Source organism: Enterococcus raffinosus, assembly GCF_018917525.1.
Taxonomy (GTDB): Bacteria; Bacillota; Bacilli; order Lactobacillales; family Enterococcaceae; genus Enterococcus_A; species Enterococcus_A raffinosus_A.
This window is the reverse complement of record NZ_JAHLOS010000001.1, coordinates 163,140-179,935: the sequence shown is the minus strand read 5'-3', so window position 1 is coordinate 179,935 and position 16,796 is coordinate 163,140. Positions and strand designations below refer to the sequence as shown.

The following is a 16,796-nucleotide window of genomic DNA, read 5'->3' as shown; positions in this document are numbered from 1 at the left end:
ACAAATTTTTTATTATAAACCAAATAGAAAACGATTTCAAATTGAATTTTAGCACTTATTGAAATTAACAGATAATCCTTTTCGTTAAGGTTTACATGCAATTCTTGGTTGCACACCCACTTCTCGGCAGTCATTTACGAAACTAGATAATAGCCAAATGATTTGTATTGTTCTTTTATTGGGCCCTTTTTTTAATTGATTAATTAACTCTGCTTTTGAAATGAAATCAACGACCAACCAAACTCGTTTTGTTGAACTGGATGCAAAAGAAGTTGTTTTAAGCATATCGACAGCCTTAGAAGCATCTCCTCCATCTATCTTGGTCGTTATTCTGCTAATCTTGGTATTTGAATAATAACTTTCCCAAATAGCTTCCTTATTTTTCAAGTCCATTTTTTCTACATTGACAATGTTTCCTAAGTTTTTCAACGCTTGACTAACCACTACATGAAAGGCAGAAGCAGACAATTTTTTCTTATGATCGCTTTTCGCATGATAGAAATTTATCGTTTCATTTTCTGTAACAGAAATATAATCAGCCACTTCATGACCTAAATCATCACAAATCAAATAATCATCGTCACCAAAGGTGTTCTCAATAAATGAAAATAGTGTGTTCTTTTTAAACTTCTTACTTTTTTCTGAAAAGCTACCTTTTTCACTAACCGTTCTTGTTAATTCTTTATAAGGACGAAATATGGATAAAAATGATTGTGTGGCTTTTTCCAGTTGATGATCATAAAAAAGCTCATTTTGAGTATATGCATACTCTATATCTGAGAAATTAATCAGGATTTGTCTTGAATCATTTATAACATCAAAAAAACTAATAGATTCATCTTCAAAGTGAAAATATAGGTCATGTAATTTTTTTGAAATCACCTTTATACTCTTTTTGTTTTTCTTTACATAGAAATCATTTATGTAAGTATTATCTACTAAATAAAGTTTTTGATTGTTTGGGTCAACCGATAGCTCAAAGGATTGGCAGTTATCATCTTTGAATATCCTCGCCACAATGTTCTTATCGATCGTTTTCTCTTTTGAAGGATCTTTTGAGTAGGTAATACAATCGCACTCATTGATACAATCTATTACAGAAGAAAAATCAATCATGATTGTTGTTGGTGTCAGATTTTCCAGCTTTATTGTATCCACTGGAAGTGCAAAGCTTTGCATATAATTATTGCTAGGGAGATAGGCCTTCAATTTTTCTATTATGTTGATCGCCCATATACAAAATTCCGAGAACATAACTTTTTTCCCTGGTACAGCTACCCTTGATGTTCCCAAACTTATAGAATAGTCCTTTTCATCCTCATTCCTGATTTTCAATGAGCGAACTAGTTGCTTACTGGCGCTTAATGGAGTAAATGAATCCGCCAAATTATGGGCTTCCACTGTTCGTTTTCTGATTGATGTATTATAGGATGAGATATTGGTATTTTTCAGTGAGAAACGCTTAAAAATGGTCTCATCTGTAATCAAAAATCCAGAGAGCTTTTCATACTCAATCTGCTCGACGACACTTTCCAATGCTCGCCGCAACCCCACGGCATATTTTGAGTTGACAACTAAATAGCCATCGTATTCAACCATCAATAAATAACCAAAGTTGGTCTCTCTTAAAATACTCCCCACTAAAAATGCCGGTTCTTTGGATAATTCAAATACAAATAAAGAATACCTTACCTCTTGATCATTTATCTTCTTTTTTTGTCCTTTTATACGACACTTAAATCTGCCAATTTTCTTTTGCGATACTTCGCCCGCAATCTGAGTTATTTGTCTCTTTGAAAGCTGTCGATCAATTTTATAAAAATAGGAATTACTATCAAGCTTTAAATTTCCTTCCATAATATAAGACCCCCTTAGGTAGCAAAGCATTGTACTTTATTTCACAATTGAAACTTTAAGTGATATAATTTTCACGCCCAGATTTCTCAAAGTTCGTATTTTTTATCTTTATACTACATTTATTTTTTTGAACAACATACTTTTTTACAAAGTTAATCAAATTTAGTCTAATTAGAAAGTATAGTTTTTTATTCAATCATGCGCTTTCTCTTGATCACATAGATAAATACAATACTAACCATGACTGCTCCAACGAAGATCAAATTAAAATTAGCTTTTTCCGAACCTGTTTTGGGTAGTGTTTTTGCTTGGGTTGCTGAGGTTGGTATGGTTTTCTTTGCGTTATTAGCGTTACTGTTCGGGAGCTTTTTTTGTGTATTTGACGTTGTTTCTTTTTCTTTCACTATCAGAGTAATGACCTTTTCCGCCGTTAGTTCCGATTGCGATTCTTCCTCCATTCTCGAAGCCATATATCGTATTTTATACTCTCCAGCTTTTGTTAAACGATTAGTTACTTGTGTTGTTGGAATTTGATCATCGACAACTTCAAAAATCAACTTGTCCGCATCCGTTGTTTTCGTCCAACCTAACACGATTTCTTTAGTCAAAACATCTCCTACATAAAGCACGTGATCTTCCGCCTGAATCATTGGAGGCACATCTTCTTTTTTCTCTTTCACCACAGTGACATAAGAGGTATGGTTAACTATTTCACCCAATGAGTTAATTACTTGGTATACGATCGCATACTTACCTGCCACCGAAACATCTAGATCCGATTTGACAATTTTGATTCCAAACTTAGTATCCGCATCATAAGCACCTAATCGCTTTTCATTCCCTTGACCATCAATTTCATAGGCCTCAATATACTTCATGAAATCAATCGCATCTTCATAAATAGAACCAGTATGGGTATAGCCAACTCTTGGTTCGACAATACGAATTCCACTATAAATTGTAATATTTACTTTACCTTCTAAAATCGTTCCATCAACCATGTTCACTAAAAAATTCACTGGTAAAATACCCAATTCGTTATACTGAGTATTTTCCTCTACAGATACTTTAATTCCTTTATTTTCAATCGTTTTGTTATAATTATCCTTGATCACCACTCGCTTTTGGATCTCTTTACTGAAATTTGACTTCAATGGAAGTGAAAAATCGGTGATCTCTACCCGATATTTCGGACTCTCATCCGCCTGAACATCAATAGTAATTTTTTGCAGAGCTTTTTCTCCTTGTGAATTTACTACTGAATAAGTCAATTTATATTTCCCTGTTTTACTAGTATCAACGATACCAGATATTTGAATCTTATCCGTCAAATCACCGTCTTTAGGATCAAACGCTGTGATACTCTCTTTAGGATTAAACTTTTGATTTATTTTTATTGTTTTATCCTTGGCCCCAATAATTTTAGGAAGTAACTGATTATTTTCTTTAATATTACTCTTTATGTTCCCGCTATTAGACTCTAATACTCTTGATTCAGCAGTACTGCCTTGCACAGTTTCACTTTCTGCAGCCAAGTTGCTTTGACTTGGATATACTCCCACCATGATTGCTAGGAAAGCTATCGAAGCCAAAAATTTACACTTTTTCATTTTTCTTCATTCTCCTTTTTGATTACATCAGTATTTTCTTGAAAAATCACTATTCAGCTAAAATAGTTTCTTAAATGATTTGTTCACTATGTTCTCTTACTAGGTTTTCAACTACATTAGTATCAAGCCAACTATGCTTCCAACAACAATGGATGTCACTGTCATAATGACAGAGTCCTTTTTATCGTTCTTAAAAACAAGTATAGACAATGGCAAAGTTAGCACAAAATAAAGAATGGTAGATTGCCACCATGCGTTTTTGACGAGCACATTATTGACAATAGTTGGCATAATCAAATGAAATAGAAATGCCGAAACAGTGTAATAAATATTTATCTTTTGCTTTATCATCGGAATAGTATCAGCTAATCCTATCGCTATACCTAGAACAATTGTAAAAAAAGTTATATCCATAGTTTTCCCCTTTGTATTTATTCAAGTTTAAAAGGACCGAAATCCTCAGAAATAAAGGTCAATATTCTTTTGAATTATCATTTTAATTAAATTTTACTCTTTCTTCGATAAATCATGTAAGCTACTTGCGTCTCTGTCTGCAGCAGCACCAATCTGCACTATGCTCATTACTGCCACACCCACAAATCCACCAAATAGAAATAGCAAAAGGCCAATTACAATACTCATACTTTTCCTCCAAAAGAATCCACAAGCTTACCTATCGCTAGCTAAGCTCGTGATCCTTTCTCCGTTTAATTTAAATTATTCAGATTCTGTTTCAGAGTCATCCTCTTTTTTCTTTTTGAAACCAAAAAATGCCAATAAAGTAAACAGTCCTCCGACTACTGACATCCCAATCGTTGGTGTATCGTTGGTATGTGGTAAGGCTTTAGTATTAGTTGAAGTCGCTTTGCCACTTACTCCAGATTTTGCCAAAACATTCGCATTGTTCGTCTTCGTACTAGTCCCAGATCCATTTCCTGAACCAGTACCTCTTTCATCAGGAGCATTCACATCATTCGGTGACCAATGTGCGACCAGTTTCATACCGTTCTCAGTCATTTCGACAGAATCACCAACTTTGGTTGTCCCAATATACCAGCCAGTAAATGTATAACCAGAACGAGTAGGAGTCTTAACCTGCTTCAAGCTTACAGTTGTTCCAATCTGTGCGCGAATATCCTCCGGCCTGCTCTTTTCATCACCACCATTGACATCAAAAGTAATAACACTTTCTTGCAACTTCCAAATCGCATATAAGGTTTGACTTCCATCTTCAATAGTCGTCAAATTCTTGACAATTTCTTTATTAGTGAAAGAAATTGGACCATTCTTCCGGTTTGACCAACCAACAAAATCATAATTTGGCCGAGAGAAGCTATTAACTGTTAATCTTTGCTCAATATCATAAACAAAAGATTGATCGTTCATTGTTCCACTACCGCCGTTTGCATCAAACTGTACCGTGTAGTTATTTGCCTTCCAGTCTGCAACTAAGCGCATTCCGCCTGCTGGCATTGCAATATTTCCAAAGACTGGTGATTTCGTTGTATCATTTTGTCTATACCAATGACCAAATGTGTAGCCCGTACGTGTTGGTGCACTGACTTTTGTCAAATCAACATTACTATCTGTCTCTGAAAAAATGTCTACAGGCTTAGATGAAGCATTGCCCCCATTTACATCAAATTGTATCGTTTGCTTATCAGCTTTCCAAACAGCGAAAAGTTCCACTTCACCATCAGCATCCGCAGTTAAGTTTGAAACAGTAGCTTTGTCTGCATAGCTTGCTGCGCCTGTCGCTGTAGTTGCCCAGCCAGCGAAGCTGTAGCCTGGACGTTCAAATTGATTTCCACTCAAAGTCTGAGCGGTATCATATACAAAGGCTTGATCACTCATCGTTTTCGTTCCGCCATTGGCATTGAACTTGACTTTATAGGTATTTGCTTTCCATTCAGCGACTAAGGTCATGCCTTTTGCCGGCATCGTCACTGAAGTTCCGACATCTGCTTTTGCTGCATCGCCTTTTTTATACCAGTGCTTGAAGGTGTAGCCTGTCCGTGTCGGTGCCGCTACGCCACTCAGACTGATCACATCATCCGTATCACCTGTGATATTACCCGGTTTCGAAGTAACATCGCCGCCATTCACGTCGAATTGGATGACTTGGGCACTTGCTGACCATAGGGCATACAGATCGATCGTTCCAGCTTTTTGGTCCGTCAGATTTGACACAATTTCTTCATCGGTGTAGGTAGATGAACCATTTGCAGCCGTTGCCCAGCCGACAAAGGTATAGCCGTCTTTTTCAAAGCTGTTCTTCGTCAGTTTCTTGCTTTCATCGTATTTAAAGCTTTGAGCAGTCATCGAGCCTGTTCCGCCATTTTTGTGGAAGTTGATCGTGTAGATATTCGCTTGCCATTCAGCGACTAACGTCACGCCGCCCGCTGGCATCTTGATCGAATTACCGACTGCCGTCTTATCCGTGTCGTCTTGTTTATACCAATGCTTGAAGGTATAACCTGTCCTCGTCGGTGCTGTGACATCCTTCAGATCCACCGTACTGTCAGTATCACCGCTGATATTGCCTGGATTAGTCGAGATATCGCCGCCATTCACATCGAATTGGACCACTTGGCTGTCTGCCTTCCAGACTGCATAAAGTGTTACCGTACCATCCTGCTCATCGGTCAGATTCTTGACAGACGCGCTATCAAGGTACGCATACGCACCCGTCTTCGTCTTAGACCAGCCTTGGAAGCTGTAGCCGTCTTTGGTAAAGGTATTCGCCTTCAAGTTTTGAACCGTGTCATACTTGAAGTTTTGATTCGTCATCGTACCCGTACCGCCATTATTATCGAAGGAAACTTTGTAGCTGTTGGCTTCCCACTTGGCAACTAAGGTCAGTCCACCTGCCGGCATCTTGATCGAAGCACCTATATTTGTTTCACTTGCGTCCCCTTGTTTGTACCAATGCTTGAAGCTATAACCCGTACGAGTCGGTTTCTCTACATCTCTTAAATCAACTGTTGTATTTGTATCTTTTTTGATATCATCTGGCTTACTTGAAACATCCCCACCATTGACATCAAATTGGATCATTTGTTCCTCTGCTTTCCATACCGCGTAGAGCGTCACCATACCATTCGCCTCAGCGGTAAGATTCTCAACGTTTTCTCCGTCATCATATTCTTTAAAGCCGACACTGCTGGTAGTCCACCCTTGGAAGGCATAACCCACTCGACTAAACCTATTGGTTGTTAAGGTTTGCTCCGTGTCATAGGTGAAGTCTTGATCTAACATTGTTCCAGTTCCGCCGTTATTATTGAAGGAAACCTTGTAACTATTCGCTTCCCATTCTGCGACTAGGGTCAGTCCGCCTGCTGGCATCGTTACTGAATTGCCCACATCCGCTTTACTGTCATCACCTTGTTTATACCAATGCTTGAAGGTATAACCAGTGCGAGTTGGTGCCTTCACCTTGCTTAGGTCAACGGTATTTGCAGTGTCTTTCTTAATATCATTCGGCTTACTTGTGACATCACCGCCATTGACATCAAACTGGATCGTTTGTTCCTCTGCTTTCCATACAGCGAAGAGTTCTACTTCACCATTGACATCTGCTGTTAAATTGGATACAGAAGCTTTGTCTGCATAACTTGCTGCTCCTGCCGCTGTGGTTGACCAGCCTTGGAAGCTGTAACCAGCATGTTCAAATTGATTTTCTGTCAAAGTCTGAGCAGTATCGTATACAAAGTCTTGATCACTCATCGTTTTCGTTCCGCCGTTGGCATTGAACTTGACTTTATATGTGTTGGCTTCCCACTCTGCCACTAAGGTCATGCCTTTTGCCGGCATCGTCACTGATATTCCAACATTTGCTTTTGCTGCATCGCCTTTCTTATACCAATGTTTGAAGCTATAACCTGTACGTGTCGGTGTTGCCACTCCGCTTAAATTAATTACCTCATCGGTGTTTCCAGAGATATTGCCAGGTTTTGAAGAAGTATCGCCGCCGTTCACATCAAACTGAATCACTTGTGCACCTGCTGACCACACGGCATATAAATCTACGGTACCGTTTTTGGTAGCTGTTAAGTTTGAAACAGACGCTTCGTCCGTAAAGCTTGAAGAACCGCCAGAAGTCGTTGACCAGCCGACAAAGGTGTACCCTTCTCTTTCAAAGCTGTTCTTCGTCAATTTTTTGCTTTCATCGTAGGTAAAGCTTTGGGCAGTCATTGATCCAGTACCACCATTTTTATGGAAATTGACCGTGTAGGTATTCGCTTCCCACTCTGCGACCAAAATTACTCCGCCCGCTGGCATCTTGATCGAATTGCCGACTGCTGTCTTATCTGTGTCGCCTTGTTTGTACCAATGTTTGAAGGTATAACCTGTCCGCGTTGGTGCTACGACATCCTTCAGATCCACCGTACTATCGGTATCACTGCTGATATTGCCTGGCTTCGAAGCGACATTGCCGCCATTCACATCGAATTGGATTACTTGTCTGTCTGCTTTCCAGACTGCATAAAGTGTTACCGTACCATCCTGCTCATCGGTCAGATTATTGACAGAGGCGCCATCAAGATACGTATATGCACCAGTCTTCGTCTTAGCCCAGCCTTGGAAGGTATAGCCGTCTTTGGTAAAGGTATTCGCCTTCAAGTTTTGAGCCGTGTCATACTTGAAGTTTTGATTCGTCATCGTACCAGTACCGCCATTATTGTCGAAGGAAACTTTGTAGCTGTTGGCTTCCCACTCTGCTACTAAGGTCATGCCATCCGCCGGCATCGTTACCGAAGTTCCGACATTTGCCTTGCTGGCATCCCCTTGCTTATACCAATGTTTGAAGCTGTAGCCTGTCCGAGTCGGTTCATCGACTGTACTTAGATCGACTGTTTCGCCCGTATCCTTTTGAATATCGTTTGGTTGTGTTGAAGGATCGCCGCCATTCACATCAAATTGAATCGTTTGTTTCTCAGCTTTCCAGACTGCGTAAAGCGTCACTGTACCATCCTTAGCTGCGGTCAGGTTCTTGACATTGGCGCTATTATCGTATTCCTTCACTCCCGAAGCGCTCGTCGCCCAGCCTTGGAAAGTATAGCCGTCTCTGGTGAAGACATTCGTCGTCAAGTTTTGCGCGGTGTCATATTTAAAGTTCTGATCCGCCATTGTCCCAGTACCGTCATTTTTATTAAATGATACTTTGTAGCTATTTGCTTCCCACTCCGCTACTAGTTCCATTCCCCCAGCGGGCATCGTTACCGATGCACCGACATTCGCCTTGCTGGCATCGCCTTTTTTATACCAATGTTTGAAGGTGTAACCTACTCTTGTCGGTGCAGTGACACTACCCAGACTGACAACTTCATCTGTATTCTGTTCGATGTCATCTGGTTTCGTTCCTTCATCTCCGCCATTGACATCAAAAGTGATCGTTTGTTTCTCCGCCTTGAACGTTGCCTTTAGGACAAGGTCTTCGTCAGAAATAATCCCTGTGGCAAAGTTCCAATCCAAGTCAGCTTCCGTTACCCATTTATCGAAGGTATACCCTGCTTTCGTTGGGTCAGTCGCTGGCTTGGTCAATTTATCTACATATAATAGTAGAGATTCTTCTTTCGCGTGCTCAATAGTACCTACCATATATTTGACAGTTCCATATTTAATCGTGAATTTCTTCGTTACTGTCGTAGTATTTCCAGCCGCATCCGTGATGACTGCCTTCACTTCAAATTCGCCCGCTTTTTTATCGCCGACTAGGTAATCCACATAATCAGCCAGTGAGACTTTCGCTTTATCCGAAGTTCCTGAATATTCTACTGTTCCGCCTTGCGTGATCTCCCACGCCATCGTCGTATCGGTAGTTGCATCTTCCGCTTTGATCTCCACGTCTGAGGGATTGACATCTTTTCCAGCCTCATGACCATCCACCAGTTTGATTTCTCCAGTTGGGTTGTCTGTGTCAGTGATGTAGATGTCGGTTGGTGCTTTGGTACCGATTCCCGGTTCCATTTCAACCGTCAACTCACCAGAAGAATTATCTGTAGTGAAGACGAATGATTTTCCACTTGGGATAGTCACTTTTATTTTGTAATCATCTTTACTATTAATTGACAAGTCATCGAAGGAATAAGCACCATTATCTTTTGAGGTCGTTGTCGCGATTTTCGAAGTGCCCTTATATAGTTCTACAGTGCAATCTTTTCCGTAATTACTAGGAATAACTACTCCTGCTTTATTCTTGAAACTGATTGTCCCATTCAATGGAGTGTTTACAAAGATAGGTACACTTAAATCTTTGATCTCATTTGATGTCTCTGTAGCATCATTTATTGTGAATTCACTGCTTCCTCCTTTCATGATCCAAGCACTCGTATCATCAATTTTGTCCACTTTATCTGTTCCAGAGGTAATGAATTCCGCTCCTTTAGTTGAAGGAAGGATCACTTTTACCTTATAGGTGCCATACTCTAAATCATTAAATCCAAAAATACCGCTATCTCCTAATGAATTAGAGGTTGATTCACTCGTTAAGCCTGTTGAAACAAATTGTCCACTGTCATTCTTCTTATATAGTTCAAATTGAACCTGATTTAAACCTGGGTCGTTACTCGATTTATTCCCATCTTTATTTAAGTCGATATAGACATTTCCAGAAATCAGCCCATTTTCTTCAGCCTGTATTGTCTGAACTTTAGAAATCGCAGGCTCTCCAGCACGAATGGCTTCTTCATCTGTTTCAAAACGATAGGCTACACTATTATTAGCTACAAAATTTTCTTCTGGATTTTGAGGGCGCTGGGCATCCAGTACTACGACTCCACTATATTCTAAAGTAATCTCATCTCCGGGTTTAAGCGTTACTGATGGCGCACTCACTCGAATCGCTCGTACTCTTGAAAAATCCGAAACCGAACTTACCCAAGGATCCACCCCAATCGTATCCCCGCTTGGTGAAGTAAAGCGAACTGGATCATTGGATAGTGAATAGTCTAAAGTTACTCCGCTTGCTTCTCCACCATTGTATTTGACCGATACCCCGCTTGAATCTGGATTAATTTGGAATTGAGAATTTCTGGCAGTTGAACTACTTACTAAAGTATCCCCAACATACGGTAAAATATTCACTAACTGAACATTCGAATAATTTTCTGTACCCTCGTTTTTGATAGACACTCGATAAGAAACTTTCTTACCCGGTACAACTTTTCCTGTTTTGGATGAATCCAACCACGCCGCATCTTCACTACCCTTGACTGCAACACTCGTAGTTACTTTATCTATTTTTCCAACCGTCATCTTAGTCTTTTTGGAGTAATACGCGGTAGACGTTGCACCAAGTTTTGACTGTAATTCAGCAGATAAAGTGGAGGCTGTATATCCGTTATTTAGTGTCGCATCTTCATAGTTTTCTTTCAACGAACCGATGCCTACTTCGACTTCATAAATACCAGATTTGATGTTTTCAACCGTGTATTCATTCTCTATTAATAACATTTGAATATAGTCTTCACGCGATAATGACGTATCATCTGCCTTGTAATAGTAAACCATATTTCCATCAGAAGCTTCGAAAGAGCCTACTGTATTCGCTTTTGAAATAGGTGTTACGGTTTTCCCATTTTTAGGGGAACCGAAGTAAGCTATATCGTTACCATATGGATATTGAATAGTATTATTAATATTCTCTATTTTTATTCCTTTAGGCAATTTAATGAAAACGTAGGGTTGCTCAACTTTTCCTGATGCGGCTCCTACACGATAACTCATTTTAAATTTATCACCAGTAACCACTGATCCATTATCAAAATCACTAGTAGAATTATACTGAGCTACAGTAACTTTCGTCGTTTGCTCAATAGGTGTTGTTCCGACAATTTCATAAGATAAATCTTGACTAGAAACGTCGGGGGTTTGTATATTCCCTGAAGAATCGGTATAGTTCAATGAATTTTTCAAATCAAAATTTGTTCCTATTGTCGCTGTATCTTTCACTTGCCATTCAATTCGGAATGGTTGATGGCAGTAAATCGTTCCTTTGACTTTACTATACTTTATTCTTAACTTTTTAATAGTAACATCAGGTAGCGTAAAATTGTTATTACTATCCTCAGAAACTTCTTGCCAGTTATTTCCGTCATAAAACTCCAATTTATCAATACTCTTTGTACTGGGGCCTGTTAACCCATTGATTACTCTTTTTGCGGTAACTTCTTTAGGCACATCAACCATGATTGTGTAGTCAGAAATTTCTTTTGAAGTCATCCCAGTTGTACGGTAAGCACTACAAAATTTTTGCCCAGTAGAAAGTTGACTACCATTGCCATCACGATTGGCTACAAATGAAACCTCAGTTGTGTCACCAATCACATTATACGTAAATGTTGATGATAAAATATCAATCATATCCTCCATCACTGTAACATCTACTGTAAACTGTTCACCAGTCGCTGCATCATTAGGTATTCTAGAATTGAAATATAAGTAAATTCTTTCAATATCTTCTGGATTCATTTCTCCAAAATTCAGAATAAAGGTCTGGTCATCTATTGTGTCAATCATTTCAGGAGTAATTTTTACTACAGAATTCCCTCCCCCTTGATAATAAATTGAAAACTGTTTCTTTAAATAAACAAACCAATCAATTTTATTTTTATCCGAAAAATGTAATTTAAACCTTAAGTTTCTAAAACCTTCATTCTTCGAAACATTATATAACCCAATACTATCTGAAAATGAATTTCCAGGATATACATTTTTTGTTTCAGGAGGTGAGATTGTCCAGCTAGAGGTTCCTGGAACCACCTGTTGGATTCCACCAGTAGGTATGTTTACTTGAAGTTTTTTCTCTACTTCATTTGCAAAACTGGTAAACTCGCCAGTAAATACTCCAGTAAATACAGTCTTAACATTAATCTCAGTTCCATGCGTAATTCCTACTGAGGAATAAGCACTATAAGAATAGGATTCAAAATTTCCAGAAGCAAGTCCATCATTTAATAATAAAGTAATTGTTTTCCCATCCGAACTTAAAGTGGACGATTTCAGAGAGCTGTAATCAGCGACATTAGGATAATCTTTGAACTTTCCGTTTTCAATAGTAATAACTAGTTTCCCTTGATTAATTGATTTCGTTGAATCAGTATGAGAGATCGTCGTTGTATAGAGAATCCTCTGACTAGCAGAGGTTACTTCACTTGTAGGATCAGAAGCCATATCCAACCCTACCCGACTATCATTCGTTCCTGCCCGTGATTCTTTCTTGATTTCTTCTTTTGTTTCTATCTTTTTCTGCTCTTCTTTCATCGTTTCTTCCTTCGGATGATCAGATGTTTTCTGTTCTAGTTCTTTCTGGACATCATTTGATTTTTCTGCAACGGTAAAACTCAATTTCTCTCCCATAGCTTCATTAGATTCATTGATCAATTGCAGTTCATACTCACCAGTTTTTTCAACAGTAAGCACAACTTCTATTTCTTCCAGTTCATTAACCTTAGAAAAAGTAAGCAATCTGTTCTCTGAATCAACATCAACCAATGTACGTAATTCTTCTGTGTTTTTTTCTGAATCGTAACTAATACCTTCAGGTAAGTGAAGTTTAGCTACCGTTTCACTTCCACTGATTTTTACTATGAAATCATCCTCTTCGACAAGAGCTTGATTAGGGTCTTTTAACATTATATCTAATGACTTCGCCTCGACTTTTTCCACTTCTGGAGGTGTTGAACTTGTTGTTTCTTCTGTCGTATTTTCTGACTCTGCAGAAGCTTCCTCTCCATTGGTAAACTGAGTTGAAGATTGTGGTAAATTATCCAAGTTTGGCTCTGTCGTTAACTCTTCGTTAGACGCCGTTTCCGTAATCGTCTCCTCATTTTCCATTGCGAATGTCGTAATAGGTGCTAGGCCATATTGGCTTAACACAGCAACACAGACTAAACTAATTAAACTTTTATTTTTCATTGATTCCTTCCTTCCAATCATTAACTAAATTGTTAATCTGTTCTTTCATTTTATCTTTTTTAGATTTCTCGTTTTCCAAATAACTTTGGCGTATAAGAATGAAGTTATGTAAACTAGCTATGAAACGTACAATTATTAAGCTTCCCTGAATCAAACATAGCTAGTAAACAGGTTAATTTTGGTTCTTTTTTAGTCCATTACTTTAGCATATGAAAATTCTTAAATCATATCGATTTTCAATCATTAATATCATTTATGCTCAATTCATATTGAGAAACTTTCCATTAGCTAAGTAACTTAATTTTTTGAATACGTAATATGCTGTGTAGACCCTGCACTCTTCATTTTTTTAAGTGAATAGTACTCTCCATCTAATAATTGATTCTGTTTCCGTTGTTGTCTAGGGTGAAGCGCCCGAGATGATCAACTCCGTATAATACTAAGAGAATATCAAATCGTATCTTGTCCTTGACGAATCAATTTTCCTTCATATAAGTAACGTACTCTTCTAGAGTAGTCGCCTTACTATTTACCATTGCGATAAAGATTTTTAAACCGACTACTTCCAACTGCAAATTCAAAATGACTCCCCAAATTAATTTACTTGACCTAATGTAAAGTTCCCGTTAGCATCAATCCCGTTCAATTTCAATATCTCATTAAACTGAGTGGTATTCTTTATCATCCCATTGACTTCCATATATTGAATATACTCAGCTAGAGTAGTTTCTTTGCTTTTAACCATAGTAATAAACATCAGACCATTGGAAAGTTTTTTTCGATAATCTTCTCCTTTTGCTGCTACGTTAGGCATCCAATCTCTAGCCAAATCATATTGATCCTCTGGCTCTCGAGGTGATTCTTTATCATAAATATCCCTGAACACGCTATTCACAGTCCAGTTGGTAGATCTGCCGAAGCAATTTGCATATGCTCCTACCCCATTTTGAATTGAGTTATCTAGTTTCCAATTCCAGTTATATCCATACGCGTATCGATTAGCATGGAAAACACTCCAGCCTTCCTTGTAACTCATTCCCTCATCATCATTAAACTCACCATCATCTTCTTCAACTTTCAAAACAATTGATTCAGATTTTTCTTGTCCGTTACCTACTATCGAATAGTAACAACATATTCCTATTGAAATAACACCAACTAACAATAACAATATTTTTTTCATTTTGAACTCCTTATTACATACATGGGGACATTTCACAAATATAATTGTGTCAAACGATTGAAAGAGCAACGTTTTCAAAAGGATAGAAAATGCTTCTATCCTTTCAAATTTTAGACATGTGGCTTGTTCGTTTTACTAATATAATTCCTATAATTAACATCAATTGGGGATATATTCAGAATCGGGTATTTATTAGAAAGCTTGAATATATGATGGTCAATAGATCATACCGCTCAAGAATTTCAATCAGTAATTATTTTTAACTTTCTCGTTATCGATATTTTGCTACTGAATCTTATAAACGAAAAGCTTTTCTCTTTTTGACAATATCTACCATGCTCAACAACAGAAATCCGATAATGGAAAGCAAAACACTCGACTGTTCACTCCCCGTCTTCGGTAACGTTCCTTTCTTCTCCGATGCACCAACTGACACTTTCCCTGTATTATCTAGGCTTTTTTTTGCTGATGTATTTGGTGACAGAAAAGCTACCGGATGATCCCTAACAGTCAGTTTGATGATTTTTTCCTTTGTTTCGTCAAAATTTTGAGAGGCGATATAGCGAATGGTATATTCTCCTGACTTAGTTAATTTGTTAGTGATCTTATTGATTGGAATTGCTTGATCCAACACTTCAAATTGAAGGTGGTCGGAATTCTCTACCTTCGCCCAGCTATATTACTCAGTACAACTCGCCCCTTATTTACTTTATATTCGATATTTACTTAGAGATTTTGTGACTATTTGTTCACACAATTCTTCAAAATTTATCCCCGTGGCCTCAGCTTCTTGTGGAAGCAGGCTACTTGGTGTCATCCCTGGCAAAGAGTTGACCTCTATCATATAGATTTGGTCTTGTTCATCAACAATGAAATCTGTTCTCGAACAAACAGCTAGTCCCAATAGTTGATGAATTTTAAGAGCCATTTCCTTCATTTGATCACTCAGGTCATCCGTTATAACAGCTGGTACAATTTCCTCTGTTAAACTTTTTTGATATTTGTTTTGATAATCGTAAAAACCAGATTTTGGTTTTAATTCAATCACTGGTAATGCCTGTTCACCTAACACACCAACAGAAAATTCTCTTCCATCAATTTTGTCTTCAATCAAAATTCTAGAGTTGCTCGTATATTTAAGAGCTTTGCTAATGGCCTGTTTTAATTCGTCTCTGGTATCCACGATTGATATTCCAATACTTGATCCACTATCAATTGGTTTAACTACTGCTGGTAATTTGATTGATTCAATACCTTCTAATCCAGAAACAACCTGCCAATTCGCTGTTGGTAAATCATGAAATCTCATTAATTCTTTTGAGATCAACTTATCCATCGCTAACAAGCTACTTTTATAATCGGACCCAGTATACTTGATACCATGCACATCAAAAATAGCTTGTAGCTTGCCATTCTCACCTATACCTCCGTGTAATGTAAAAAATGTGATATCTGCACTACCGCATATTTCTAAAACATTTTCTCCTATCTCTTTGCTTGAATTGTTTCCCAAATCAGGTATTTCTTTTGAAACAGTATAGCTATAATGCTTTGTTTGATACTTTTCATAAGCCGAATTAAAATCAGTAGATCCAGAAAGACCTGATGACAAATCAATCAATAATACCTGATGTCCTTTTGAAATCAATGCATTAGCTACTTTACTTCCTGACGTCATTGAGACTTCTCGTTCGTTACTCTTTCCACCAGCTAGTACAACTATTTTCACGAAAAATTCCTCCATTTTTTAGTCTTATACTTCTATTGAAATTTATTCATCCATGTCTATCATCACAACATTTTTTATTACACCACTAAGATTTGCTTGATTCATTCCGCCAAAATAGATTGGAATCATTCGTGTCTCTTTAAAATGAAAAACTTGTTGTTTTAAAATGAACCCAGGCGTTTTCTCTAAAACGCCCAAAGAATTTTTTGACCCTCCTAAACCTATACCAAATTTTCCTGAATGGTGTTCAGTGCAATGAACCTCAAAACATAAAAAGTAGGTATGATCTTTTTGAACAAATAGTTCTCTTTTATATTGTGGAACCTGACCGCTTGAATTAGGTGCGAACACAAACGATTCATCTATAGAAAAAGAAATCGAATCCCCGTAATGTAATCTCCAAAAAGTAGGTAACGCAAGATTGGAAATGTGTAACAAATCTTTTGACATTTTATTGGTTAATGGATAGACATTCTGTATTATCTTCGCCACGCTTTCA

At 37.9% G+C, this 16,796-nt stretch carries 8 protein-coding genes; all 8 read right to left on the bottom strand.

The window, feature by feature from the left end:
• Nucleotides 1-84: 84 nt before the first annotated feature.
• The 8 genes from KQI58_RS00850 to KQI58_RS00815 all read right to left on the bottom strand — a co-directional run bounded on the left by KQI58_RS00850 (nucleotide 85) and on the right by KQI58_RS00815 (nucleotide 16,789).
• Nucleotides 85-1,857 (bottom strand): hypothetical protein, encoded by a 1,773-nt coding sequence (locus tag KQI58_RS00850; protein ID WP_216405636.1) that lies wholly within the window; start codon nucleotides 1,855-1,857, stop codon nucleotides 85-87.
• Between the two features lie 188 nt (nucleotides 1,858-2,045).
• Nucleotides 2,046-3,467, bottom strand: a complete 1,422-nt coding sequence (locus KQI58_RS00845; protein ID WP_216405634.1) for an immunoglobulin-like domain-containing protein — start codon at nucleotides 3,465-3,467, stop codon at nucleotides 2,046-2,048.
• A 507-nt stretch (nucleotides 3,468-3,974) separates the two neighbouring features.
• Nucleotides 3,975-4,109, bottom strand: coding sequence for a DUF3789 domain-containing protein (locus KQI58_RS00840; RefSeq protein WP_216405632.1), 135 nt, complete (start codon nucleotides 4,107-4,109; stop codon nucleotides 3,975-3,977).
• 75 nt (nucleotides 4,110-4,184) lie between these two features.
• Entirely contained in the window at nucleotides 4,185-13,385 is a 9,201-nt protein-coding gene (locus KQI58_RS00835) for an InlB B-repeat-containing protein (protein WP_216405630.1), read from the bottom strand.
• Between the two features lie 595 nt (nucleotides 13,386-13,980).
• Nucleotides 13,981-14,568 carry a hypothetical protein gene (locus KQI58_RS00830; protein ID WP_216405628.1) on the bottom strand — a complete coding sequence of 196 codons (588 nt, stop codon included), beginning with the start codon at nucleotides 14,566-14,568 and terminating at the stop codon, nucleotides 13,981-13,983.
• A gap of 295 nt (nucleotides 14,569-14,863) precedes the next feature.
• The gene (locus KQI58_RS00825) at nucleotides 14,864-15,199 is read right to left on the bottom strand and encodes an LPXTG cell wall anchor domain-containing protein (protein WP_216405626.1); all 336 of its coding nucleotides are present in this window, start codon (nucleotides 15,197-15,199) and stop codon (nucleotides 14,864-14,866) included.
• A gap of 78 nt (nucleotides 15,200-15,277) precedes the next feature.
• Entirely contained in the window at nucleotides 15,278-16,297 is a 1,020-nt protein-coding gene (locus KQI58_RS00820; protein ID WP_216405623.1) for a D-alanine--D-alanine ligase family protein, read from the bottom strand.
• A gap of 42 nt (nucleotides 16,298-16,339) precedes the next feature.
• Nucleotides 16,340-16,789, bottom strand: coding sequence for a hypothetical protein (locus KQI58_RS00815; protein ID WP_216405621.1), 450 nt, complete (start codon nucleotides 16,787-16,789; stop codon nucleotides 16,340-16,342).
• Between the last annotated feature and the right edge of the window lie 7 nt (nucleotides 16,790-16,796).